Annotated in this window: 25 protein-coding genes; 16 read left to right on the top strand and 9 right to left on the bottom strand. The window is 68.8% G+C overall.

Features of this window, described 5'->3' with window-relative positions:
• Nucleotides 1-87: 87 nt before the first annotated feature.
• The 5 genes from MJQ72_RS05920 to MJQ72_RS05900 are packed head-to-tail and all read right to left on the bottom strand — an operon-like array spanning nucleotide 88 to nucleotide 3289.
• A complete protein-coding gene (locus tag MJQ72_RS05920; RefSeq protein ID WP_240598120.1) occupies nucleotides 88-270 on the bottom strand; it encodes a hypothetical protein in 183 nt (60 codons plus the stop codon).
• Complete coding sequence (locus tag MJQ72_RS05915) at nucleotides 260-2440, bottom strand: FtsK/SpoIIIE domain-containing protein (RefSeq protein WP_240598119.1); 2181 nt, start codon at nucleotides 2438-2440, stop codon at nucleotides 260-262. Before MJQ72_RS05915 ends, MJQ72_RS05920 begins: the two co-directional genes overlap by 11 nt.
• On the bottom strand, nucleotides 2437-2769 hold the full coding sequence (locus MJQ72_RS05910; RefSeq protein WP_240598118.1) for a hypothetical protein: 333 nt from the start codon (nucleotides 2767-2769) through the stop codon (nucleotides 2437-2439). Before MJQ72_RS05910 ends, MJQ72_RS05915 begins: the two co-directional genes overlap by 4 nt.
• A complete protein-coding gene (locus MJQ72_RS05905) occupies nucleotides 2766-3098 on the bottom strand; it encodes a WhiB family transcriptional regulator (protein ID WP_240598117.1) in 333 nt (110 codons plus the stop codon). Before MJQ72_RS05905 ends, MJQ72_RS05910 begins: the two co-directional genes overlap by 4 nt.
• Nucleotides 3095-3289: a helix-turn-helix domain-containing protein gene (locus MJQ72_RS05900; RefSeq protein WP_240598116.1), complete on the bottom strand. Its 195-nt coding sequence runs from the start codon at nucleotides 3287-3289 to the stop codon at nucleotides 3095-3097. The genes MJQ72_RS05905 and MJQ72_RS05900 overlap by 4 nt, the downstream gene beginning before the upstream one ends.
• A 167-nt stretch (nucleotides 3290-3456) precedes the next feature.
• Here MJQ72_RS05900 and MJQ72_RS05895 point away from each other — a divergent pair, with 167 nt between their 5' ends.
• Complete coding sequence (locus MJQ72_RS05895; RefSeq protein ID WP_240598115.1) at nucleotides 3457-3843, top strand: XRE family transcriptional regulator; 387 nt, start codon at nucleotides 3457-3459, stop codon at nucleotides 3841-3843.
• A gap of 174 nt (nucleotides 3844-4017) precedes the next feature.
• Entirely contained in the window at nucleotides 4018-5151 is a 1134-nt protein-coding gene (locus MJQ72_RS05890; RefSeq protein ID WP_240598114.1) for a tetratricopeptide repeat protein, read from the top strand.
• Here MJQ72_RS05890 and MJQ72_RS05885 read toward each other — a convergent pair.
• Both MJQ72_RS05885 and MJQ72_RS05880 read right to left on the bottom strand, forming a co-directional pair.
• On the bottom strand, nucleotides 5137-5685 hold the full coding sequence (locus MJQ72_RS05885; RefSeq protein WP_240598113.1) for an NUDIX hydrolase: 549 nt from the start codon (nucleotides 5683-5685) through the stop codon (nucleotides 5137-5139). The genes MJQ72_RS05890 and MJQ72_RS05885 overlap by 15 nt on opposite strands.
• Before the next feature lie 10 nt (nucleotides 5686-5695).
• Nucleotides 5696-6898, bottom strand: coding sequence for a hypothetical protein (locus tag MJQ72_RS05880; RefSeq protein WP_240598112.1), 1203 nt, complete (start codon nucleotides 6896-6898; stop codon nucleotides 5696-5698).
• A gap of 206 nt (nucleotides 6899-7104) precedes the next feature.
• On the opposite strand from MJQ72_RS05880, the gene MJQ72_RS45015 reads away from it, so the two are divergent.
• The 5 genes from MJQ72_RS45015 (at nucleotide 7105) to MJQ72_RS05860 (ending at nucleotide 11334) form a co-directional block, all read left to right on the top strand.
• Nucleotides 7105-7554: a transcriptional regulator gene (locus tag MJQ72_RS45015; RefSeq protein ID WP_396426977.1), complete on the top strand. Its 450-nt coding sequence runs from the start codon at nucleotides 7105-7107 to the stop codon at nucleotides 7552-7554.
• A complete protein-coding gene (locus MJQ72_RS05875; RefSeq protein ID WP_240598111.1) occupies nucleotides 7551-8483 on the top strand; it encodes a helix-turn-helix transcriptional regulator in 933 nt (310 codons plus the stop codon). The genes MJQ72_RS45015 and MJQ72_RS05875 overlap by 4 nt, the downstream gene beginning before the upstream one ends.
• Before the next feature lie 350 nt (nucleotides 8484-8833).
• Entirely contained in the window at nucleotides 8834-9595 is a 762-nt protein-coding gene (locus tag MJQ72_RS05870) for an isocitrate lyase/phosphoenolpyruvate mutase family protein (protein WP_240598110.1), read from the top strand.
• A gap of 10 nt (nucleotides 9596-9605) precedes the next feature.
• Nucleotides 9606-10625 (top strand): aminotransferase class V-fold PLP-dependent enzyme, encoded by a 1020-nt coding sequence (locus tag MJQ72_RS05865; protein ID WP_240598109.1) that lies wholly within the window; start codon nucleotides 9606-9608, stop codon nucleotides 10623-10625.
• 88 nt (nucleotides 10626-10713) lie between these two features.
• Nucleotides 10714-11334, top strand: a complete 621-nt coding sequence (locus MJQ72_RS05860; RefSeq protein ID WP_240598108.1) for a hypothetical protein — start codon at nucleotides 10714-10716, stop codon at nucleotides 11332-11334.
• Between the two features lie 89 nt (nucleotides 11335-11423).
• Here MJQ72_RS05860 and MJQ72_RS05855 read toward each other — a convergent pair whose 3' ends face one another.
• Nucleotides 11424-12353 (bottom strand): ferritin-like domain-containing protein, encoded by a 930-nt coding sequence (locus MJQ72_RS05855; RefSeq protein WP_240598107.1) that lies wholly within the window; start codon nucleotides 12351-12353, stop codon nucleotides 11424-11426.
• Nucleotides 12354-12488: 135 nt separating this feature from the next.
• Here MJQ72_RS05855 and rimP point away from each other — a divergent pair, with 135 nt between their 5' ends.
• From rimP to MJQ72_RS05820, 7 genes are all read left to right on the top strand, one after another.
• Nucleotides 12489-13028 carry a ribosome maturation factor RimP gene (rimP, locus tag MJQ72_RS05850; RefSeq protein WP_240598106.1) on the top strand — a complete coding sequence of 180 codons (540 nt, stop codon included), beginning with the start codon at nucleotides 12489-12491 and terminating at the stop codon, nucleotides 13026-13028.
• Nucleotides 13025-14065 carry a transcription termination factor NusA gene (gene nusA, locus MJQ72_RS05845; protein WP_240598105.1) on the top strand — a complete coding sequence of 347 codons (1041 nt, stop codon included), beginning with the start codon at nucleotides 13025-13027 and terminating at the stop codon, nucleotides 14063-14065. The genes rimP and nusA overlap by 4 nt, the downstream gene beginning before the upstream one ends.
• A gap of 89 nt (nucleotides 14066-14154) precedes the next feature.
• Nucleotides 14155-14391, top strand: a complete 237-nt coding sequence (locus MJQ72_RS05840; protein WP_240598104.1) for a YlxR family protein — start codon at nucleotides 14155-14157, stop codon at nucleotides 14389-14391.
• 145 nt (nucleotides 14392-14536) lie between these two features.
• Nucleotides 14537-17551 carry a translation initiation factor IF-2 gene (gene infB, locus MJQ72_RS05835; protein ID WP_240598103.1) on the top strand — a complete coding sequence of 1005 codons (3015 nt, stop codon included), beginning with the start codon at nucleotides 14537-14539 and terminating at the stop codon, nucleotides 17549-17551.
• Between the two features lie 74 nt (nucleotides 17552-17625).
• Complete coding sequence (locus MJQ72_RS05830) at nucleotides 17626-17919, top strand: DUF503 domain-containing protein (protein WP_240598102.1); 294 nt, start codon at nucleotides 17626-17628, stop codon at nucleotides 17917-17919.
• A 27-nt stretch (nucleotides 17920-17946) separates the two neighbouring features.
• Nucleotides 17947-18423, top strand: coding sequence for a 30S ribosome-binding factor RbfA (gene rbfA, locus MJQ72_RS05825; RefSeq protein WP_007029396.1), 477 nt, complete (start codon nucleotides 17947-17949; stop codon nucleotides 18421-18423).
• Nucleotides 18424-18439: 16 nt separating this feature from the next.
• Nucleotides 18440-19270 carry an alpha/beta hydrolase family protein gene (locus MJQ72_RS05820; protein WP_240598101.1) on the top strand — a complete coding sequence of 277 codons (831 nt, stop codon included), beginning with the start codon at nucleotides 18440-18442 and terminating at the stop codon, nucleotides 19268-19270.
• Between the two features lie 186 nt (nucleotides 19271-19456).
• On the opposite strand, the gene MJQ72_RS05815 is transcribed toward MJQ72_RS05820, so the two are convergent.
• Nucleotides 19457-20500, bottom strand: a complete 1044-nt coding sequence (locus MJQ72_RS05815) for a TRM11 family methyltransferase (protein ID WP_240598100.1) — start codon at nucleotides 20498-20500, stop codon at nucleotides 19457-19459.
• A gap of 40 nt (nucleotides 20501-20540) precedes the next feature.
• On the opposite strand from MJQ72_RS05815, the gene MJQ72_RS05810 reads away from it, so the two are divergent.
• Nucleotides 20541-21536, top strand: a complete 996-nt coding sequence (locus MJQ72_RS05810) for a bifunctional oligoribonuclease/PAP phosphatase NrnA (protein ID WP_240601260.1) — start codon at nucleotides 20541-20543, stop codon at nucleotides 21534-21536.
• 52 nt (nucleotides 21537-21588) lie between these two features.
• Entirely contained in the window at nucleotides 21589-22743 is a 1155-nt protein-coding gene (locus tag MJQ72_RS05805) for a preprotein translocase subunit SecY (RefSeq protein WP_240598099.1), read from the top strand.
• Nucleotides 22744-22784 lie beyond the last annotated feature (41 nt).

The following is a 22784-nucleotide window of genomic DNA, read 5'->3' as shown; positions in this document are numbered from 1 at the left end:
TGGTTACTGCGAACCTTCCGGGAAGTAAAGTTAGTAAACTTATTGAATAGTGGCTCATCACCCTAGTTTAGAATAATGAGCCACTATTCAGGCCTGCTTCCAGTTTTCTGCAAGACGTGTCTCGATTCGGTTAAGAACTATCGCGATCGCCTGAATCTGTTCGTCTGTCATCGGCGGCCAATCGGCCATGATTACCGCCCAGCGGTCGACCGCTTCCGCGTCCAAACGCGCCTGCTCTTCGGCGTAGCTCTCCCGCTTGTCAGCCGTCATCCGGCGCCGCCTCACCCGCTGTGACACGTTCGATGGCGGCCCGGACATCGGCTGTGAGGTAGCCGCGTACGCGTTTGGTCTCCCCGTCAATACCAGGTACGCGTTCCCTGCTTGGGCGGCATCCGTAGTCGCCCATCGCTCGCCCGAACGCGGTCGGTTCGACGTCGAGCGCATCGACCAGTTCGGACGTCGGCACGAACGCCCTGCCGCCGTCATCCAGGTCGTCACCGAGGTAGGCGACGACGGACGCGAGCGGTTCCGGTAGCTCCACGACGTCCGCCGGGGCCGGTGTCCGCCCGGTGGTGGCCCCCGTGCCGATCGCGCGAGCGACGGCGGCGTGATCGAGTGTGGGTGTGGTGTCGTGCCCCGCCGCGTGTCCGGACAGTGTCCCGGCCGCTTCGCGCAGCGCGCGGCCTTGTTGGCAGATCGCCTGCCAATCCTCGTTCGGCATGTAGTAGGTCCGGACCGTCATCGCGAGCACATCGGCCCCGGCGGCAGTGTCCCCGTCCGGCCGCAAGATGCCCACGCCCTTGTGCGACGGGAGGAGACGGCTGGAGTCGTAGCCCCGGGTGTTCATCTGCTCTCCGAGCACGATGTTGGAGTCTCGCCAGTCCATCACCCGCAGGGCGAACCGTGAGCCGAGTACCGCGCGCAGACCGGACGGGATGGTCTTGGAGTCCGGCCGTTGTGTGGCGAGGACAAGCACGATTCCGGCGGCTGGTCCTTTCTTCGCCAACCAGGTCAGCAACTCGCCGATGTACTCACCCGCAGGGACCTTCTTTCCTTGCACGACAACAGGTGTCCGGTCCTCTAGCGGTAGCTGGACCTCATCGATGATGATCGCTGTTATCGGCATGTTCAGAGCGTTGTCCCGGGACATGTCCGGGGTGACCTTGGATTCCGGGCACGTCAGGTCGTCAAGGTCCCGCATCCGCCGGTATCGGCCCTGAACCTCCGCGACCAGCTCAACGAGCCAGTCCACTAGCGACAAGACGTGCTCGGGTTCGTCGCCGGACATGAACCGATGCGCCAGCTGGCCAGCTGCGTCCCAGTCCTTACCTCCCTTGAAATCCGCCACGTACAGCCGGACCCACGCGTCCAAGATCAGGCCTGCTGCGGCGAGGCGTGCCGCGAATGTCTTTCCCTGTCTCGGAATCGCGCCGATCAGAAGCGACGTCCACACCAACGGCAGATCGATCCGTCGATCCCGTGCGTCACGACCGAACGGCACCGCCCGCCACGCATCCCATCTCGTCACACCCAACAACGGTGTCCGCAATGGAGGGGATGCGTACGGGTCCTCATCGGCGACCCACATCGACACGCGCCCGGCGTGTCCGCCGTTACCCCGGACACGTTCCACGATGAGCTGTACCTCATCGACCGCCAGCGCTGACGCGAGGGCTTCGCGGTTCTTCACCACGTCGGCCGCCTTGCGCGTGGCCGGAAGGTCGACCGTGATCGCCCAGCCGTCACCGATCCGGTGCGCTCGCTCCACCAGACGCAGGCTCTCGTCCTTCCCGATCAGCTTCGCGTCCCGGAACGCGTCCACCAGCACTTGCGGGTCCATCGTCCACGTCAGCGAGCGCGGACCCGCCAGCGCCGGTTTTCGGCCCGGTGTGCCGTCCTTACGGCGACCGAGGATCGCCAGCGTCACCGATGCGGCGGCTCCGGCTATCCACAGTGGATCGCTCCCGTACACGAGATGGACGATCGCGACCGCGACAGCCGCCACGACGAGTACCGCGCCGGTGACCTTCCATCGGAACAAGGTCAGTTCACGGATGTCCGTGAACTTGTCGGCGAGCTTGTCCGACTCTTCGGCCGCCGTGCGGTAGTCCCGCACCGTGACCCACGTGCGCCACCACCGGGCACCGGCCACGAGACCACGTACGACCGCGCGGAGATAGCGCCACGGCGACTTCAGCACCGCCACGACCGCGTCTTTCAGGGCCTGTACCGCCTGAGGCTTGCTCTTCAGCCACAACGGCACCAGAGGCGAATGCAGCCACCACCGCACCAACCGGCGCCGGACCGTCCGGCCGCGAGGCTGCGGCAACGTGTCATCGATCAGCTCAGCGTCGAGCACTGGCCCGATGTGTTCTAGCTCTCCTGAATCCTTGTGTGCCAAGGCAGACGTGCCGTTCACGGTCTTGTCGTCCGCGTTCATCGGCGACCACCACCACCACGGGATGTGGTGTCCAGCGATGTCACGGTGAGCGCGCGAGTCAGCACGTGTGCCGCGATCAAGTCCGGCACTGCGAGCACCACGAGCAGCAGCGTTGGATTGCCGGGGTGGGTGATCACCAGCCACTGAACGCCCACGAACGCGGCGCCCGTGAACAGGACGCGTCCGGCAAGCGAGACGACCCGGACGCCTGCCCTGGCCACGTCGGCCGCCTGCCGTGCTTTCCGGGCGCTGAACCGCCACACCACGAACAGGACGAGCAGGACACCGATTCCGGCGAGGATCTGTGTCGGCGTGAGGTTGACCGTCATCGCACCTCACCGCCCCGGCTGCGGCGCCAGACCGGATACAGGGCCCGTCGATCCGTGTCCGGCAACGCGCCCCACACTCCGACCGTGTTCGCTCCAGCCGTCCGCAGGTCGAGTTCAAGGCACTCGTCGATCACCGGGCATCCCGCGCACAGTCGTGCGGCTAGCTCCCGGTCTGGCGGGTCGTCTCCGGTCAGTTCCGGCATGTCGGTCCTGTCGAACGCCCAGAAACACAGGCCATCCCTGGTCACCGCTTCGGCCAGGACGTCGTCCGGGACGCTGGCGTAGCGGTCAAGCCGGGCGGTCATCTCCGTGTATTCGTCGTGGTTCATCGCGCACCGCCGTCGAGCACGCGCCGGAGAGCGGCGGCCGGAATCACCAGACGGGAGCGGCGCCGGACGAGAGGCAGTACACCGAGCCGGATAGCGCGGTGGATCTGGTCGCGGTCGACGCCCAGAATCCACGCCGCGTCCGCTACCGAGTAGAACGCCGGATGCCCGGCGCCGTGAGTTGTCTTTTTCATCAGAATGAAGTCCTAACGTGAGATCGCTGATTTAGTCGCGAAAAAAGAGCTGATTTAGTCGCACAATGGCGTGAGAATGGTCCGAATGAGCGCCACGGCCCGTCGCCGGCGCCGCGGAATCGCCTTAAGCGCTAATGTCGGCGCTGAGGCGGACCACGGAGGAATGGGTGTCGGAAGATTGGGCGGCGGTCGCGAAGGCCATCAACGAGCGCGTCAGCGAACTCGGATGGAAACAACGCGAACTGGCCGAACGCTCGCAGGTTTCGCAGGCGATCGTCCGCGAAATCCAGAACCACACTGTCGAGCGCAAGCGCAGCGATCGCACGCTTGAAGCGCTCGCGTTGGCCCTTGGCCTGCACCCGCAACACCTGCTGGCCGTCTTGCATGGACGGATACCGCCAGCGTTGGGGCAGCCCCGTGAGGACATGGAAGACGCGGTATCGGCCCGGCTGGCAGTGATCGAACGACGGTTGTCCGAGATCACCGAGCAGCTCGCGGATCTGCGGACCGACGTCGCCGAACTGGTCAGCCGTGACAGGAATTCCGGCGTGTAGCGGGAGTTCCGTTTTCCGGTCGGCTCGAATAGCCGTCCGGCAAGGGTTCGTGTCGTATGTCATGCCTCTAAGAAACGGCATTTCATCGGCCGCCGGGAGCGGGCAGAGGATGACACGACCTGTGTTATCCCGTGTTATTTCCGCAGGTCATCGCGCGCCCGAGAGTGTTAGCTCATGACCTCGAAAAGCCTCTTGCAGGCTGCGCGGCATGCACTCGGATGGGGCCAGGAAAAGCTCGCGCGGGCGATCAATGACCGCTGTCCGGGGCGTGATCTGCCCGTGCTCCCGGTCGCGAGCAGGAAGACCGAAATATCGCGGTGGGAAAACGGGCGCATCGTGCCGGAACCGCCGATGCGCGCCATCCTGCGTGAGATCTACGGCAGAACCAACGCTGAACTCGGATTCCCGGACGAGGGCGCTGACAGGGGCATCGGCGAGGAACTCGCCGAACGACTCGTCATCGCTCGCCGCGTCGACTCCCAGACCATCGCGTTGTTCCGGCAAGAGGTCGACGGCGTCAGGCACGCGGACCGGAGGTTCGGTTCCGCCGCACGTCTTGAACGACTGCGAGGTCAGATCACCGAGGTAGAAGACTTGCTACGGCACACCCTGTTGCGCCGTGACCGGGCGCCACTGGCCGGTGTCCTCACCGAGGCGTCCACATTGGCCGGTTGGAACGCGCTCGACATCGGCTCGCTTGCGCAAGCGTGGACTCATTACGACCGCGCCAAGTCGGCCGCCCTGGAATCCGGATCATCGGCATTGCTTGCCCACGCGACCGCTGAACAGGCCTTCGTCCTGATCGACGCGGGCAACGTCGATGACGCCCTGTCTCTGTTCGCCGAAGCACGCGAGATCGGCCAGCGAGCACCGCGCCTGCTGCGCGCATGGCTCGCCGCAGCGGAAGGCGAGGGATACGCGCGTGCCGGAAACGATGGTGATGCCCGCCGGGCGTTCGATGAGGCAGACGCGCTACGTCCTTCCGAGGTCGTGCACCCGGAGTTGCCGTTCCTGTTTCTCGGTGGCACGCATCTCGACCGCTGGCGAGGAAACGCACTCGTCTTGCTCGGCGATCCACAAGCGATCGCCCAGCTTGAAGGACTCGCCGACGGAATGCAGCCGTCGTTCGTCCGCGCAAGCGCGTCAATCTACGTCGATCTTGCCCTTGCCTACAGCGCGGCCGGTGACCGCGAAGCGGCCCGCACCTACGCTCAGCAGGCGCGGCGGATCATCTCGCAAGTCGGATCAGTCCGGCTGCGACGACGGCTTGAAGGTCTCGTGTTGCCCGGCGACTCACGTACGGCGTGAGTTGAGGAAGTACAGCAGGGACACCAGCGTGCCTGACCCCAAAAGCTCTTGCCGCTGCGCAAGCTCGTTAACCCGCGACAGCGGCACCCACTCGATTCGCCCGACTTCTTCGGTGTCTGTCGGGTCGCCGATGTGCTCCGCGTCGCGCCATAGGTACACGTCGACCGGGGCTGTTACCTGTCCCGGCAACGGCTCGAAGCTCACCAGGAGTTCGGGCTCGCCAACCGGGCGCCAGCCGCTTTCCTCCGCCGCTTCCCGCGCGGCAGTGTTGGCGGAGTCGTCCCCGTCATCGACCATGCCGCCAAGCAGCTCATAGCCCCACTGCTCGGTAGCGAACCGATAGCGCCACAACATGAGCGCTTCGTCTCGGTCGTTCACGATGAGCGCTATGGCGATCCGCGCCAGGTGCACGACGTGGTAGTCCCACCGCTCGCCATTCGGCGCTTCCACGTCGGTCAGCCCGACCTTGACCCACCGGTTGTCGTAGACCAGCCGCTCACCGAACGTCTTCCACGACCCATGTTCGTCAGCCACGCCGGGCAGCCTACGGCCTGCTGACCCGTCCCGGTTGCACTGTGTCGGAACTCTTGAGCGACGAACGAAGGTGGTCGATTCGTCGCTGCTGACGTGCCGAACCGATCTCGGCCGCTAGCACGGCTGCGCGGTCTGCGTGTAGTCGGCCCTGCTCACGTTCGCCCATGGCCGAGAACGCGGTTGCCAAGTCGACGCGCAAGCCCGTCTCGGCGCGAGTGAACGTCGGGTCAAGGCGGCTGAGCGCCGAAGACAGCACGTCGACGGCTTCCGGTTCGCCGACGCGTGCAAGAGCGTGGCCGCGCCACCGGGCGAGGTGCACGGGGTCAAGAACCACGTAAGGCCCGTCCGGAGTGGACGCGTCAGAGGGCAGCAAGGATGCTGCGCGGTCGAACGCGCGCAAGCTCTCCGAACGCTGCCCGTGCGCGGCGAGCGCTTCGCCATAGGCGGCCGCAAGCCAAGAGCGCAACAACCTTCCCGTAGCCCGGCAAGCGCGCTGCTCAGTCGTTCGCAACAGCTCGACGGCGGTCGCCGTCTCGTTCACCTCGATCAGCACAAAGGCTTGTTCGGCCGCACTGTGTACCTCGAACGCCACGTCTTCGGATTCGTGGGCTGATTCCTTGGCGCGTTCGTAGTGTTGCCACGACTCGGCGACGGCCCCCATGTCCAGGGCTTGCCATCCGGCGAGGGTGCCGAACTCGGCAAGCAGCGCCGCGAGTTCCGCCCGGGTGTCCGGCGTCAGACTGTGCGACCGCAGACGCACTACCTGACGGATCTTGGTCGCCACCTCATCGTGCGCGACTGCCGCGCCCAATTGCCGATCAAGACGGCGTACTGCGGTGAGCTGCTCATGCAGCAAGGCAAGGACTTCGGTGTTCACGCGTCGCGCGGCACTGAGCATCTGCCGTAGTTCCTGCTCCCCGGTCTCAACCGAGCGGACCATGTCCGGCGGCGACAGCAGCTCATCGATAGTGAGTCCGAGCATCCGTTCGAGCAGGCGAGCGGTTGCCGGGCGCGGACGGACCCGCGAACCGTCCCGGTTCCGTCCCGCCACAAGCCGTTTCAGGTTGCGTTCACTGACCGTTCCCGCTTCTCCGAAGTTCCGCGCGAACTCCTCGGCCGCCCTGACGAACTCGACGTGAGTCTCGCTTCTCTCACGCAGCTTCTGTTCGAGCACCGTTCGCGGCGGCGACTCGTGCACCTCATCGGCTGCCATCCCGCGCCCCTCTCCGGTCGTCGCCAGCTCGAATGTCCCCGCTTTGGCCTCTCGGTGGCCTCGCGATGAAATGAGCGCACGAGAGATATTGATTTCACATCGTACAACTCGTTGTGGCTGGTCAGCCGGTAGGTAGCGGAGGAATCGTGAGCGACGAAACACGACCGAGGAAGGATGACGGCCTGAGCGGCGAGCCGCAGCGGACGATGCCGAACTCTGTCGAGAGTCTGGACCCCTTGCTCATGCACCCGGTCCGTTTGCTCGGCGCAACGATGCTCGCCGATCTGCAATGGCGCCACTTCGCCACGATCGCGGACACGATCGGCGTCGACCGTGCAACCCTATCGACCAACTTCCGCAGGCTCCGGCGAGCCGGATACCTGGAAGTGCGCAGGGACGGTAGTCGCACCCACTGGCGACTCACCGACTACGGGCATGACCGGCTCGCCGATCACCTTGACGCGTTGTGCGACGTCATCATCCGAGCGGGACAGCTGGCCAGAGACACATGCTCACGGCGCCCACCGGTTCCGGCGGAGACAGGCTGCGCTTCGCCCGCGCCTGTCTCCGCCGGTCGCCACACGCTTCGGGAGGCACGAGGATGTGAAGGGCTGAGCAGCTCATGTACGACTGTCGCGGCTCGGCGGCACCCATGAAGCAGCCCGAAACGTCGACCGCGCACACACGGGAACTGGGCCATGAGCTTCAGCAAGTCCGTAAACGGAACGGTTATAGCGGCGCAGACATGTCACGGATGCTGGGTTGGGGCTTCCCGAAGGTCTCCCGACTGGAAAGCGGCCAACGCTCGGTCCCGCCCGGAGATGTCGCGATCTACCTCGCGCGCGCTCGCGCGACCCCCGAGGAACTCGAAGACCTCGTCGCGCTGGCCAGCGAACCCCACGGCCACCAGTTGCAATTCCACAGTCCAGGACTACCCGACCAGCTCCGCACCCTCACTCTGCTGGAAGCCCACAGCGTCGCAATCACTACCTACAGCCCAAAAGTCATTCCCGCCCTGCTCCAGACCGAGCCGTACATCCGGGCCGTTCTGCGACGGTGCGGCTACACCGGCCCCGACCTTGAGAGTGGCGTCGAAGCCCGGCTCGCCCGCCACTCCCTCTTCAACCGGCGCTCACGCCCACTACTCAACTTCTACATCCACGAAAACGTCCTCAACGCGGTGGTCGGCGACTCGACCGTCATGAACGAGCAACTGGTTCAGCTCCAGCTAGCGTCGTCGCTCCCGCAATGTCACATACACGTCGTACCCGCCACGGCTGAAGAACCCGGCGACGGGCCCGAGTTCAGCGTCTTCCAGCACGAGGGGAACCAACCCGTGTTCCACGTCGATGCCTTCACGGCCAGCCTCTTCCTGGAAGAGGACAGTGTGATCGCCTACTACCAGGAGTTCCTCCGCCGCCTCACGACCACAGCGCTTGACCGCGACCAGTCCCGGAACTGGATCGTCAATCGAACCGGCGAACTCGAACAGAACACGCCCGGCGACATGCGGCAGCGGACTGAAGTGTTCACGCTACTGACCGGCTCAGCACATTCCCGGAACGGGGAAGACCCTGCCGCCTGATAACTAGTCGGACCGGCCACGCCCACGCTGCGTCTCGAAAATGGCGGTGCACCGCTGAAATGGGCCAGGTGGGCCGGGTTGACTGAAACCTGGCCCACCTGGCCCGAACCAACGTTCGTGCAGGTGAAAAGGCACATTCGACCCGTCCCGGTGGTGGGACGGGTAGTGCGGACTCGTCCCGCACGGTACGGGCCCGCACTAGCGGAATAGACCCTGCACCGAGAGCAGGTACCCACAAAAGCGCACGTCACAAGTAGGTAACCAAAAGCTAGTTGGCTCTAACCGTCCTTGCCACTCACGAGGCCCATGCTTCGGCCGTCACCGAAGCGTCCACTCGCTACCGTCGTGCCATGACCGCATTCGCCGCCCTGCACGTCCCCGGTTCCCCGCTGCTCCTGCCGAACGTCTGGGAGTTCGGCTCGGCCGCCTTCCTTGCCGCGCAAGGCTTCCCGGCGCTCGGCACGACCAGCCTCGGGGTCTCGGCCGCCGAGGGCGAGCCGGACGGCGCCCCGTCCTCGAAGGACGCCACCGTCCGGCTGGCGCGGCGGCTCGCCGGGCTGGACGCGCTGATCAGCGTCGACCTCGCCGACGGGTTCAGCGAAGACCCGGGCGAGGTCGGCGCGCTGGCGGCGGAGCTCGCTGAAGCCGGTGTCGCGGGCATCAATCTCGAAGACGCCCTGGGCGACCCCGTGCGGCACGCGGCCAAGATCGCGGCCGCGAAGGACCGCGCTCCCGGTCTGTTCGTCAACGCCCGCACGGACACGCATTGGCTGGGCGAGCCCGAGATCGGCACCGCGATCGACCGCTGTCTGTCCTATGTGGACGCTGGCGCCGACGGGGTGTTCGTGCCGGGGCTTTCCGAAGCCCAGGACGTCGAACGGCTGGTGAAGGCCGTCCGGGTGCCGGTGAACCTGCTGTTCCTGCCCGGCAAGGTCACCGTCGCCGGGCTCGCCGGCCTCGGTGTCGCGCGGGTCAGCCTCGGTTCGCTGCCGTACCGGATGGCGCTGGCCGCCACGCTGCGCACGGTGGAGGCCGTGCGCGACGGCGGGGAGCTCCCGCTGACCCCGCCGTCGTACGCCGACGTCGCCGCCCTGCTCCCGGAATCTCATTAACCTCGGGAGCATGCACACCTTCGGAGCCGAATTCGCCGTCCCGCCCGGATATCTGAACACGCCCAGCATCGGCATCCCGCCGTCGCACGTGGCCGACGCGGTGGCGGAGGCGGTCGAGCGGTGGCGGCGCGGCGAGGCGCGTCCGGCCGACTTCGACGAGCCCGTCGCGCGGACGAGGGCGGGTTTCGGCGCGCTGATCGGCGTCCCGGCGGAGCGGGTCGCGATCGGCGCGTCCGTCTCGCAGTTGATCGCGAACGTGGCCGCCGGGCTGCCCGACGGCGCCAGTGTGCTGGTCGCCGCGAACGACTTCACGAGCGTCACCTTCCCGTTCGCGGCCCAGGCGCACCGCGGGGTGAAGGTCACCGAAGTCCCGCTGGCCGAGCTGACCGAGCGCGTCGCCGGGCACGACCTCGTCGCGGTCAGCGTCGTCCAGTCGGCCGACGGCGCCCAGATCGACCTCGCCGCGCTCCGGGCCGCAGCCGAGGCGGCGGGCGCGGCGGTCCTGCTCGACGCCACCCAGGCCGCCGGGTGGCGGCCGCTGGACCTCGGCTGGGCCGACTGGGTGGTCGCCGCGGGCTACAAATGGCTGCTCGCGCCGCGCGGGGCGGCGTGGCTGGCCGCGCATCCGCGGGTGCTGGAGCGGGCCGTGCCGGTCGCAGCGAACTGGTACGCGGGCGAGGATCGTTGGCAGACCGTCTACGGTCTCCCGCTGCGCCTCGCGGAGGGCGCCCGGTCGCTCGACCTGTCCCCGGCCTGGCTGGCGTTCGTCGGCGCCGCCGCCTCGCTCGACTACCTCGCGTCCTTGGACCTGGAGGCCGTCCGAGCGCACTGCGTCGGCCTCGCCGACTCGCTCCTCGAAGCGGTCGGCTCACCCGGTCAGGGGAGTGCGATCGTCTCGCTCGACGCCGACGCCCGCCGGGTGGCGGAAGCGGGCATCGTGGCCGGTACCCGGGCCGGGAGGCAGCGCTTCGGCTTCCATCTCTACAACACGGCTGACGACGTCGAACGGGTGATAAGCACGTTCAGGTGAACCGCCGGACGGGCGTGAACTACCGTATGTTCCCGTGGTTGGTGCGCAATTTACCCCGGGACCGACGGAAACGGCCCGGCTTCAGCCGGTGCGACCGGCAGGGCCGGGCGGGCCGCCGCCCGCGCCGAAGCCGCCGAGGGACACCAAGGCCCTGGCGCTCAAGGGTGGCGGGCTGGTCGTCATCGCGGTCGTCTCGGCCCTGCTCTGGTGGCTGATCCGGCACGAGCCGGAGCCCACACCGGTCGCGGACCCGCCGTCGAAGAGCGGCCAGTTCCAGTACACGCTGGTCGAAGGCCCGCAGGTCACCACCGACTGCGCGAGCAAGTCCTACGGCGAGACCAAGAAGTTCTTCACCGACACGCCGTGCACGCGCCTGTCGCGGGCGCTGTACACGACCGAGACCGGCGGGAAGAAGGCGCTGGTGTCGGTCGTCCTGGTCACCATGCCCGGCGAGGTCACCGCGACCCAGCTCAAGGCGCTGACCGACAAGGACGGCACGGGCAACGTGTCCGACCTGGTGCGCGACGGGACCTTCAAGGACCAAGGCGCGCCGAAGATCTCCGGGCAGGACGCGGCCTACGACTCCCACGTCACCGGGCCCGAGGTGGCCATCGTGCTGGCCGGCTTCTACGACAAGCAGAAGGACAAGTCCGTACTGGAGAAGATCGCGACCGACGCCCTGCGCCTCTCGGGCGACCTGCGCCGCTGACCGCCGTGGGCTGAAAGCGTCCTTCACCGCATCTCACGCGGTGAAGGACGCTTTCGTCGCATCAGATGCGGGGAAAGCGTCCTTCAGCTCTACGCCGACTGGCCCGGCATCGCGATCGCCACCGGTTTCGCGCCGAATTCCGCCCGCCAGGCGGTACCCCGCCGCGCCGACCCGATCAGCGCGTTCAGCGCGGTCGTCCGCAAGGCCGCGTCGTCGGTCCGGTCGAGCACGCCGAGCCAGGCCGAGCTCGCGTCCGACTCGGCGGTCGCCACCAGTTCCATCGCCGAGTTCGCCTCGGTCACCGGCCTCGGCGGCACGTACGCGGCCTCGGGCCCGGTCGGCGTCTGTCCCGCCGCGGAAAGCATCCGTTCGCACACGTCCCGCCGTTTGACGTGCTCGGCCGTACCCCGGGACACCGCGCCGCTGAACGCCGCGGGCAGGTACGCGCTGACCAGGCCGTACACCCAGATCGCCGCGTGTTCGGCGGCCAGCGCCTGCTGGACGGCCTCCGCCGCCTCCCCGCCGAGCTGGACCCCGGCGGGCACTTCGACGGCTCCGGCGTCGTCGCCGCGGCCCAGCTTCTCCGAACTCTGCTGCAGCGCCGCGCAGCCCGCGGCGATCGAGGCGACCATCCCGGCGCGGTAGCGGGGCAGCGAGGGCACGAGGCCCTCGGCCTGCTTGCGGGCCGTGGCGAGCCGCTCCTTGAGCCCGTCCAGCGACGAGGGCGGCGGTATCGCCGCCGGACCCGGCTGCTCCGGCTTCGGCCGGTTGAGCCGGTCCACCTCGGTCTTGAGCGCGGCCGCGTGCGCCGCCCGCGCGGTGGCGACCGCTTCGCCCTCGGCGCCCAGCGCCTTCGCGCCCGCCGCGTCGGCCTCCGCCGCGCGCAGCAACGGGCCCAGCGGGTCGGGGCTTTCGTCGAAGCCGGGGGAGCAGGCGGACGCCAGCGGCACGGCGAGCGCGGCCAGCGCCCCCATCCGCAGGAAAGTGCGACGGCTCGGCTCTGTCGATCTTCCGGTCACGCCGCCCCATCCTGCCAGTACCCCGCGCGGGGCCGCCGCTCGCGCGTCACGCGGGGGTGACCGGATAAGCTGGTCCACTACCGAACCCGGATCCACGCCGCCGGGTCGCCCACAGCCGAACAGGAGCGCTCCACCGTGCCCAACGACCTCGCCAGCAGGCTGGAGCCCATCGTGGCCGAAGCCGTCAAGGCCGCGGGTTTCGACCTCGATTCCTTCGAGGTCCAGCAGGCAGGCCGCCGTCAGCTGGTCAAGGTCGTCGTCGACGGGGACGACGGCGTCGGGCTGGACGAGGTGGCGGGCGTCAGCCGTGCGGTCTCGGCCGCGCTCGACGAGAACGAGCACGTGATCGCGAGCGCGTACACGCTCGAAGTCACCTCGCCGGGTCTCGACCGGCCGCTGACCGTGCAGCGGCACTGGCGGCGCGCGAAGTTCCGTCTCGTCAAGGTCACCCCGGCCGAAGGCGCGGCGTTCATCGGCCGGGTCGGGCACGCGGGGGAGAAGTCCGCGCGTGTGCTCGTCGACGGCGAGATCCGGGACGTCCCGTACGCCTCGGTGGCCAAGGCGGTCATCGAGATCGAGTTCAAGCAACCACCTGCCGAGGACCTGAAACTGTTGGAAACCGATGCGTCGGCCCTGAACGCCGCCACCACGGAGCCGAAGGAGGAGCCGAAGTGAACGTCGACATCGCCGCGCTGCGCGCGATCGAACGGGACAAGGACATCCCCTTCGAGACGGTGATCGAAGCGATCGAAACCGCGCTGCTCACCGCGTACAAGCACACCGAGGGCCACCAGCCGCACGCCAGGATCGACATCGATCGCAAGAGCGGGCTGGTCCGCGTCCTCGCGCACACCCTCACCCCGGACGGCCAGACCGACGAGGAATGGGACGACACCCCCGAAGGCTTCGGGCGGATCGCCGCGACCACCGCGCGGCAGGTCATCCTGCAGCGCCTGCGCGACGCCGAGCACGAGAAGACCTTCGGCGAGTTCTCCGCCAAGGAGAACGAGCTCGTGGCAGGCGTGGTGCAGCGCGACGCCCGCGCCAACGCCCGCGGCATGGTCGTCATCCAGGTCGGCGACATCGAGGGCGTGCTGCCCGCGATCGAGCAGGTGCCCGGCGAGACCTACGAGCACGGCGACCGGATCAAGGCCTACGTCGTCACCGTCTCGCGCGGCAACCGGGGCCCGCAGATCACGCTGTCGCGTTCGCATCCGAAGCTGGTGCACAAGCTCTTCGCCCTCGAAGTCCCCGAGATCGCCGACGGCACGGTCGAGATCGCCGCCGTCGCGCGGGAACCGGGACACCGGACCAAGATCGCGGTCCGCTCGACGGTGCCCGGCGTCAACGCCAAGGGCGCCTGCATCGGCCCGGTCGGGGCGCGCGTGCGCAACGTGATGAGCGAGCTGGCCGGCGAGAAGATCGACATCATCGACTACTCCGACGACCCGGCGAAGTTCGTCGGGAATGCGCTGTCGCCCGCGAAGGTTGTGTCGGTACGGGTCGTCGACGAGCGGGCCAAGACCGCTCGCGTCGTCGTCCCGGACTTCCAGCTTTCGCTCGCGATCGGCAAGGAGGGGCAGAACGCCCGTCTGGCCGCCCGGCTCACCGGCTGGCGGATCGACATCCGCAGCGACGCCGCTCCCGAGCAGGGTGACGAAGCACACGCCGGGCAGGCGCGGCCCGCCGCGGCAACCGGTTCGGCTGAGTGAAGGTCGAAGCGCTAGACTTACGAGTGGTTCAGAGCTCGCGGCCGGGAACCGACCTCCAGCATGACCGGGAAGCCCCGGTCCGTACTTGTGTGGGTTGCCGTAAGCGGGCCTTGATCGGCGAGTTGCTGCGAGTGGTCGCGGCGGACGGTCGGTTGATCGTCGACGAACGTCGGCGGTTGCCGGGCCGGGGTGCCTGGTTGCATCCCGTGCCGGACTGTCTGGCCAAGGCCGAGCGGCGCAGGGCGTTCCCCCGAGCACTTCGTGTTCCAGGGTCGCTCGACGCCCAGGGTGTCCACGAACGCCTGGAGCGGCACGCCGAAGGCTAAAGGGCGCCGGGACATCCCCGGTGCCGGATGGAATCAGGAAGCAGGTCGACCCGTCATGAGTCAGCCGTGAAGCTGAATCAATGAACGCGCGACAATAGGACGAGGTCTGCGGGTCTGCCGCCGGCCTCCCCAGATGAGGAGAGCTGTGCCAGGCAAGGCCCGAGTACATGAGCTCGCGAAAGAGCTCGGCATCACCAGCAAGGAAGTTCTCGCCAAGTTGAAGGAACAGGGCGAGTTCGTGAAGTCCGCGTCGTCCACCGTCGAGGCGCCGGTCGCCCGCCGTCTCCGTGACGCGTACCCGTCGAAGGACGGCAAGAAGAAGCCGGTTCCGACCCCCGGCCCGCGCCCTTCGCCCGCGCCTCCCGCGAAGCCCGCCGCCCCGGCTCCGGCCGCGAAGCAGGCTCAGCCCGCGCCCGCGGCGAAGTCCGAGGCCGCCCCGGCGGCGTCCGCTCCGTCGGCTCCGGCGCAGCAGCCGTCCCGGCCCGCCACCCCGGGCGCCCGCCCGGGTCCGCGCCCCGGCCCCCGGCCGCCGGCGCCCAAGGAAGAGGTCGCTCCGGCGGCGAAGGCCGCTCCGGCCGAGCCGAAGAAGGCCGAACCGGCCAAGGACGTCCCCCCGGCACCGGCCACCCCGCCCGCGTCCCAGACGCCGTCGCAGGGTTCGGTCGTGCCGCCCAAGCCGCAGGGCCCCAAGCCCGGCGGTCCGAAGCCCGGCCCGCGCACCCCGCGCGTCGGCAACAACCCGTTCGGTGTGGGTTCCGGTTCCCCGGCCCCGCGTCCGTCCGGCCCCCGTCCCGGTGGCGGCCAGCAGGGCGGCGACAACCGCCCGCCGCGTCCCGGCGGTGGCCAGGGCGGCGACCGTCCGGCTCCCCGTCCCGGTGGCGGCGCGCCCGGCGGTAACCGGCCGAGCCCGGGCAACATGCCCCCGCGGCCGAACCCCGGCATGATGCCGGGCCGTCCGGCCCGTCCGGCCGGTGGTCCCGGTGGCGGCCGTGGTGGTCCTGGCGGCGGAGCCCGTGGTGGACCCGGTGGCGGCGCTCGTGGCGGTCCCGGTGGCGGCGGCGGAGGTTTCCGCGGCGGTCCCGGTGGTGGCGGCGGCGGTGGCGGTTTCCGTCCCGGCGGCGGTGGCGGCGGTTTCCGTCCCGGTGGCGGCGGTCCCGGTGGGGGCGGCGCCCCGGCCGGTGGCGGCGGCTTCCGTGGTGGCGGCGGCGGTCGTGGCGGCCCCGGTGGCCGTGGCGGTACCGCGGGTGCCTTCGGGCGTCCCGGTGGCCCCTCGCGCAAGGGCCGCAAGTCGAAGCGGCAGAAGCGCCAGGAGTACATGGACAACATGCAGGCGCCCAGCGTCGGTGGTGTCCGTCTGCCCAAGGGGCAGGGCGAGACGATCCGTCTCCCGCGTGGTGCCTCGCTGACCGACTTCGCCGAGAAGATCGACGCCAACCCGGCTTCGCTGGTGCAGGTGCTCTTCCACCTCGGTGAGATGGTCACGGCGACGCAGTCGGTGTCCGACGACATCCTGGAACTGCTCGGCGGCGAAATGAACTACAACGTTCAGGTCGTCAGTCCCGAGGAAGAGGACCGGGAGCTGCTCGAGACCTTCGACATCACCTACGGCGAAGACGCGGGTGAGGAAGAGGATCTGCAGGTCCGCCCGCCGGTCGTGACCATCATGGGTCACGTCGACCACGGTAAGACCCGCCTGCTCGACACGATCCGCAAGACGAAGGTGCGCGAAGGTGAAGCCGGTGGCATCACCCAGCACATCGGCGCCTACCAGATCGAGACCGAGCTCGAGGGCACCCCGCGCCTGATCACCTTCATCGACACCCCGGGTCACGAGGCGTTCACCGCCATGCGTGCCCGTGGTGCCAACTCGACCGACATCGCGGTGATCGTGGTGGCGGCCGACGACGGTGTGATGCCGCAGACGGTCGAGGCGATCAACCACGCGCAGGCCGCCAAGGCGCCGATCGTGGTCGCGATCAACAAGATCGACAAGGAAGGCGCGAACCCGGACAAGATCCGGCAGCAGCTGACCGAGTACGGCCTGGTCGCCGAGGAGTACGGCGGCGACACGATGTTCGTCGAGATCTCCGCGCGGCAGAACATCAACATCGACGGCCTGCTCGAGGCGATCCTGCTGACCGCCGACGCCGCCCTGGACCTCCGGGCCAACCCGGACATGGAGGCCCAGGGTGTCGCGATCGAGGCCCACCTCGACCGCGGCCGCGGTCCGGTGGCCACGGTGCTGGTCCAGCGAGGCACGCTGCGCGTCGGTGACTCGGTCGTGGCGGGTGACGCCTACGGCCGCGTCCGCCGGATGGTCGACGAGCACAACGTCGACGTCACCGAGGCGTACCCGTCGCGTCCCGTCCAGGTCATCGGGTTCACCTCGGTGCCGGGTGCGGGCGACACCTTCCTGGTGGTCGACGAGGACCGCGTCGCCCGGCAGATCGCCGAGCGCCGCTCCGCCCGGACGCGCAACGCCCTCAACGCGTCGCGTCGCAAGCGGGTCAGCCTCGAGGACCTCGACTCCGCCTTGAAGGAGACGAACAGCCTCAACCTGATCATCAAGGGTGACAACTCCGGTACCGTCGAGGCGCTCGAAGCCTCGCTGGTGCAGCTCGAGGTCGGCGACGACGTCGAACTCAACGTCGTGCACCGCGGTGTCGGTGGAGTCACCGAGTCCGACATCGACCTGGCGACCGCGTCCGACGCGATCGTCCTGGGCTTCAACGTCCGTGCGCAGGGCAAGGCGACCGAGCGGGCCACCCGCGAAGGCGTCGACGTCCGGTACTACACGGTCATCTACCAGGCGATCGAGGAGATCGAGCAGGCTCTGAAGGGCATGCTCAAGCCGGAGTACGAAGAGGTCGAGCTCGGCAAGGCGGAGATCCGCGACGTCTTCAAGTCGTCGAAGATCGGCACCATCGCCGGTTGTCTCGTCGTCTCGGGCGAGATCCGCCGCAACGCGCGGGCACGTCTGCTTCGCGACGCGACCGTCATCGCCGAGAACCTGCCGATCAGCTCGCTGCGGCGGTTCAAGGACGACGTGGTCGAGGTTCGCGACGGGTACGAGTGTGGTCTGACGCTGGGGTCGTACAGCGACCTCAAGGTCGGCGACATCATCGAGACCTACGAGCAGCGCGAAAAGCCGCGTGCGTAAGTGACACGGGCGGCGCTCCTCCGCATCTGGGCGGGGGAGCGCCGCTTCACCTTCGAAACAACCCAGAACCCCCCATGTTCGTAGGAGCTCTTGAGCTCGACATCCTGCTGGGCGACGTCCACTCGCTCAAGCAGAAGCGATCCGTGATCAAACCGGTGCTGGCCGAGGTGCGCAGGCGTTTCGACGTCTCCGTCGCCGAAGCCGGCCATCAAGACCTGCACCGGCGCGCGCTGATCGGTGTGGCCGTGGTCGCGGCGAGTGGCGAGCACGTTCGTGACGTGCTCGACTCGTGTGAGCGCCTCGTGGCCGGAAGACCGGAGTTCGAACTGCTCTCCACACGCCACCGGCTGCTCGGCCCGGACGACTGAGCAAATCTTTCGAGGAGACGAAACCCCATGGCCGACCCCGCTCGGGCTCGTAAGCTCGCCAAGCGGATCTCGCAGATCGTCGCGCACGCGATCGAGCACGACATCAAGGATCCGCGGCTCAACCACGTGACGATCACCGACACGAAGATCACGGCGGATCTGCACGACGCCACGGTCTACTACACGGTGCTCGGCGAGAACCTGGAGTCCACGCCCGACCACGCCGGTGCCGCGGCGGCGCTCGAATCCGCCCGCGGGGTCCTGCGCACGAAGGTCGGTCAGGGCACTGGAGTCCGCTACACTCCGACGCTGGCCTTCGTGGCCGACAGTATTCCTGAGGACGCCAAGCGCATCGAGGATCTTCTCGCGAAGGCGCGGGAAGCCGATGCGGAGGTCGCCCGGCGGGCCACTGGGGCGCAGCACGCCGGCGAAGCCGACCCGTACAAGCCGCCGCGGGAAGAGGCCGAAGACGATGAGTTCGCCGACGAGGAGACCCGTCGCTGAGGGAGCGGACCACGCCGTGAGCCGGCGTGGTCTCCTGCTGGGAGCCGCGGCTCTCGGCGGCTCGGCGCTGCTTTCCGCTTGCGGCGCCGAGAAACCACCTCTGGTGGGGCCGCCGCCGGTGGCCCCGCCGACCACTCCGACCCCGCTCACCGAAGCGGTCACGGTGCAGAAGATGCGGTCGGCGGCGCGGAACCGTGACGTCAACCTCGTCATCATCGCGCCGGACGGGGTGTCCCGGGTCGGGATGCCGGTCTGCGTCGCCCTGCACGGCCGCGGCGCCGACGCCCGGACGTTCCTGAACCTGGGCGTGCAGGACTCGCTGAACCGGGCCGTCGCGGCCGGGCTGCCCGGCTTCGCGGTCGCCGCCGTCGACGGGGACAATTACTGGGTGGACGTCGGCAAGGCCGACGACCCGCAGCGGATGCTGTCCGACGAGCTGCCCGGCTGGCTCGCCCAGCGCCAGCTGCGGCCGCCGTCGGCGATGTTCGGGATCTCGATGGGCGGCTTCGGCGCCCTGCGCTACGCCCGCGACCACAAGAACCTCAAGGCCGTCGCCGTCGCCAGCGCGGCGCTGTTCGTCAGCTGGCCCGATGCCAAGTCCCGCAAGGTCTTCGCGGATCGCGCGCAGTGGGAATCGCATGAGCCGCTGCTGCACACCGGCGACCTTTCCGCCGCATCGACGGGGGTGTGGTGCGGCAATTCGGATCCCTTCGCCCGCGCGGACCGCAAACTCATCAAGGCCCTGGATCCCGCCGTCGCGAAGATGACCCCGGGCGCGCACAACGACGACTACTGGCGCGAGATCATGCCCGACGTGCTGAAGTTCGTGGGGGAGCGCCTCGCCTGAACGCGGAGCCTTTCGGCTCCCGTGTCCCGAAAGCCACTTTCGAGACGTCTGATGTCCCGAAAGTGGCTTTCGCGACACGTCCCGCCCTCACCGGCCGGCTCGTGAACAGGTAGCGGCGGAGGCTTTCCCGGACCTGGTGCACGATGCCGACCACCGCATTCAGTGGGCGAAACGCGGAAGAAGGGGTCAGGCGGGTTTCGACGCGACGATCAGGTCTCGCACGATCGCCTGGTCCACCCGGTGGGCGAAGCCGGCGTACGGGCCGTCCTCGCGGACCTCCAGGCCCGCCTTGTCCAGGATCGCGGCGAGCTCCTCGCGCGGCGCGACGTTGGTGTTCCACGAGATGCCGAGCGCGCCGCCCGGGCGCAGCACCCGCGTCCACACCGGGACCGCGGCGGCGAGCAGGTCGCGCGGGCTGCGCGCGAGCGACGCGTCCTGGGTGCGGTGGCTGCCGTGCTGCACGCCGTACGGGGCGTCGGTGACGATGAGGTCCACCGAGTTCGGCCGCAGCAGTTCGTCGGTGGTGAGTGTGTCGCAGTTGAGGTAGCTCAGCTTGCGCACCTCGCCCGCCTTGTACCGCTCCTTGGTGATCCCGAAGCCGATGTCGAGCCGCCTGCCGAGCCGGACCTTGTTGCGGCGCACCTGGCCGGATTCGGCGCTGTGCTTGATCCGCTTCTGCTTCAGCCAGGTCTTGACGAACATCTCGTAGGCGTCGAAGTCCTTGCCGTCGACGTCGAGGCCGGTGGCGTCGAAGCCGTACATCATCGCCTGGTTCAGCGTGGTGCCGCGGCCGCAGAGCGGGTCGAGCAGGTGCAGCGGCTTGTCCAGCATGGCGGCCGGGTCCGCCATCGACAGGAGCGTGACGTTGACGAGGAGCTTGGTGAACAGCTCGTTCGTCTTGCCGGGGTATTTCTGGATGGTCAGCAGATCCGAGTCGAAGTTCGCGAGCGGGCTGATCGTCACCGGCTTCAGGACGCCGTCGCCGCGTTCGAACAGCGCGTACAGCGCCGAAAGGTTCGAAAGGAGCGCGAGATCGCGTTCGCTCAGCGGGGCAGGCGTGGTGAAGGTGAGGTAGCCGACGCCGCCGAGTTCCGTCTCGCCGATCTCGGAGATCTCGGTCTCCAAAGCGGACAGACCGAACACCGCCAGCTCCGCGCGCAGGAGGGCCGGGGTGGAGTCGGTGTAGACCCGGTTGGCGGACGGGTAGACCAGGATCGCGTACTCGGACATCCGGTAGAGCGTAGCTTGACTGATTGTGACAGCCACTCCAGTGCCGAACCTGAAGGAAGCCGCCGCCCTCCTGGCAGGCGCCACCGACGTGACCCTCCTCGGCCATGTCCGCCCGGACGCCGACGCGCTCGGCAGCGCGCTGGCACTGGGCCGGGCGCTTCAGCAGCGAGGTGCCGAGGTCCGCGTCTCCGTCGGCGAGCCCGAGGAGATGCCCGAAACCCTGCGGAGCCTGGACGAGGGCGGGCTCTACGTCCCCGCGAGCGAGCTGCCGGAGAGCGAACGGCTCTTGATCGCGCTCGACACGCCCACGCCGGGCAGGCTCGGGAAACTCGCGCCGCGGGTGGACGCCGTCCGCGCGGCGGGAGGCGACGTCCTGGTGATCGACCACCACGCGTCCAACGTCTTCTACGGCACGCACCACGTCGTCGACGACACCGCCGAAGCCACCGCGGTCCTCGTGTTCGCGTTGCTGGAGGAGCTCGGTGCCGAGATCGACGAGCCGATCGCGCGGTGCCTGTACGCGGGGCTCGTCACCGACACGAGCGGGTTCCGCCGGGCCCGGCCCTCCACCCATCTGATGGCCGCGAAGCTGCTCGAAGCCGGGGTCGACCCGGACAAGGTGGTCCGCGAGATCGTCGACGACCACCCGTTCGCGTGGCTGCCGATGCTTTCGGACGTCCTCGCGGGAGCCCGGCTCGAACCGGACGAGGCGCGCGGCTTCGGCCTCGCGCACGCGGTCGTGACGCTCGACGCCGCGCGGTCCGTCCGTGCCGAGGAGGTCGAAGCGGTCGTCGACGTCGTCCGGTCCGTTCGCGAGGCCGGGGTCGCCGTGGTGCTCAAGGAGGCCGCACCGATCGGCCCGCGACAGCGGTGGACGGTCTCGCTGCGTTCGGCGGGTGGCGTCGACGTGTCGGCCGCGGCCGGGGAGCTGGGCGGCGGAGGACATCGCCAGGCCGCCGGGTGCACCGCGGAGGGCACGGCGGACGAGGTGCTCGGCAAGCTCCGGGAAGCCTTGTCGAGGGCGCCGCTGCTCTGACCGACGGGCGGTGTCATCGTAATTTCATCGGTGGTTCCTAACGTGGGCCACGATGAACGACCGAACCTCACTCCGCCGCCGGATCCTGGTCACGCTGGGCGTGATCGTGCTGTTCCGGCTCGGCCAGAGCCTGCCCATGCCTCAGACGGCCCGCCTGCCGCTGGTCGATCACTCGTTGCGGTGGATCCTCGACCTTCTCACCGGCGGCCGCCTGGCCACGGTGTTCGGGTTCGGGGTCCTGCCCTGCCTGGCCGCCCCGTTCGTCCTGCGAGCGCTGATCGTCCTGATCCCGCGGCTGGCCGCACTCCGGGCTGAAGGGGAAGCCGGCGCCCGGATGCTGAAGCGGTACCGGCGGCGGCTCGTCGTCGTGCTCGGCCTGCTGGGCGCCGTGGGCGTGGTCGTCTCCGGCGGACCGGACGTCCTGGACGGAGCCGTGACGGTGGCGTGCCTGACCGCGGGCACCGCGCTGGTCCAGCGGCTGACCGAGCTGATCACCGACCGCGGGTTCGGCGACGGTGTCCGGATCCTGCTGTTCGCCCAGGTCCTGGTGGTGCTGCCGCCGGAGTTCCTGCGCCTGTACGAAAAGACGGGCTGGGCCGCCGTCGTGGTGATGGCCGTGGTGACGCTGTCGGTCACCGTGATCACGATCGTCGTCGCGCAGGGGCAGCGCCGCGTCCCGGTGCAGTACGCGAAGCGGATGATCGGCAGGCGCGCCTTCGGCGGGACACCGTCCTACATTCCCCTTCGCTTCCCCCAAGCGAACAGTCCGGCCGTGCTCGCCGCGGTGCTGCTGTCGGTGCCGGTGTTCTTCTTCGGCCTGGAAGGCCCCGGGTGGATCGCGGCCTACTTCGTCCTCGTCTGCCTCTTCGCCTTCGCGAGGGCGGCCGTGCGGCAGGACATGGACAAGGTGGCGGGCGAGCTGGTGCGGGTGGGCGGTTTCGTCCCCGGGATCCGGCCGGGGAACTGGACCGCCGAGTACCTCGAGTACGTGAACCGAAGGATCATCGCCTTCGGGGCGTTCGGCTTGGGAGTGGTCGCGCTGATCCCGGTCGCCGGTCTGGCCCTGCTGGGCGTCGGCCCGACGCTGCTCGTCGCCGGGGTGACCGTGCAGGTGGTCCTCGTCTTCCTGGTCGGTGTCTCGCTCGACACCACGCAGCAGATCGAGGCGCTGCGCCAGCAGCGGCGCTACGAACCGTTCCTCCGCTGAGCGATCGGTCCGCGCCCGGGGCCGGGCGCGGACCGGGGTCG

The sequence above is a fragment of the Amycolatopsis sp. EV170708-02-1 genome (genome assembly GCF_022479115.1).
Classification (GTDB): Bacteria; Actinomycetota; Actinomycetes; order Mycobacteriales; family Pseudonocardiaceae; genus Amycolatopsis.
Note: the sequence above shows the minus strand (reverse complement) of the source record. Positions and strands in the feature narration are given on the sequence as shown.

What these genes read in the sequence shown, in the direction of transcription:
- MJQ72_RS05915 (WP_240598119.1), bottom strand. Translation starts at nt 2,440, where the DNA reads ATGAACGCGGACGACAAGACCGTGAACGGCACGTCTGCCTTGGCACAC.
- MJQ72_RS45015 (WP_396426977.1), top strand. Translation starts at nt 7,105, where the DNA reads ATGCCGAACTCTGTCGAGAGTCTGGACCCCTTGCTCATGCACCCGGTC.
- MJQ72_RS05920 (WP_240598120.1), bottom strand. Translation starts at nt 270, where the DNA reads ATGACGGCTGACAAGCGGGAGAGCTACGCCGAAGAGCAGGCGCGTTTG.
- MJQ72_RS05890 (WP_240598114.1), top strand. Translation starts at nt 4,018, where the DNA reads ATGACCTCGAAAAGCCTCTTGCAGGCTGCGCGGCATGCACTCGGATGG.
- MJQ72_RS05830 (WP_240598102.1), top strand. Translation starts at nt 17,626, where the DNA reads ATGTTCGTAGGAGCTCTTGAGCTCGACATCCTGCTGGGCGACGTCCAC.
- MJQ72_RS05865 (WP_240598109.1), top strand. Translation starts at nt 9,606, where the DNA reads ATGCACACCTTCGGAGCCGAATTCGCCGTCCCGCCCGGATATCTGAAC.
- MJQ72_RS05905 (WP_240598117.1), bottom strand. Translation starts at nt 3,098, where the DNA reads ATGAACCACGACGAATACACGGAGATGACCGCCCGGCTTGACCGCTAC.
- MJQ72_RS05815 (WP_240598100.1), bottom strand. Translation starts at nt 20,500, where the DNA reads ATGTCCGAGTACGCGATCCTGGTCTACCCGTCCGCCAACCGGGTCTAC.
- MJQ72_RS05870 (WP_240598110.1), top strand. Translation starts at nt 8,834, where the DNA reads ATGACCGCATTCGCCGCCCTGCACGTCCCCGGTTCCCCGCTGCTCCTG.
- rbfA (WP_007029396.1), top strand. Translation starts at nt 17,947, where the DNA reads ATGGCCGACCCCGCTCGGGCTCGTAAGCTCGCCAAGCGGATCTCGCAG.
- MJQ72_RS05805 (WP_240598099.1), top strand. Translation starts at nt 21,589, where the DNA reads ATGAACGACCGAACCTCACTCCGCCGCCGGATCCTGGTCACGCTGGGC.
- MJQ72_RS05880 (WP_240598112.1), bottom strand. Translation starts at nt 6,898, where the DNA reads ATGGCAGCCGATGAGGTGCACGAGTCGCCGCCGCGAACGGTGCTCGAA.
- MJQ72_RS05900 (WP_240598116.1), bottom strand. Translation starts at nt 3,289, where the DNA reads ATGAAAAAGACAACTCACGGCGCCGGGCATCCGGCGTTCTACTCGGTA.
- MJQ72_RS05910 (WP_240598118.1), bottom strand. Translation starts at nt 2,769, where the DNA reads ATGACGGTCAACCTCACGCCGACACAGATCCTCGCCGGAATCGGTGTC.
- MJQ72_RS05875 (WP_240598111.1), top strand. Translation starts at nt 7,551, where the DNA reads ATGAAGCAGCCCGAAACGTCGACCGCGCACACACGGGAACTGGGCCAT.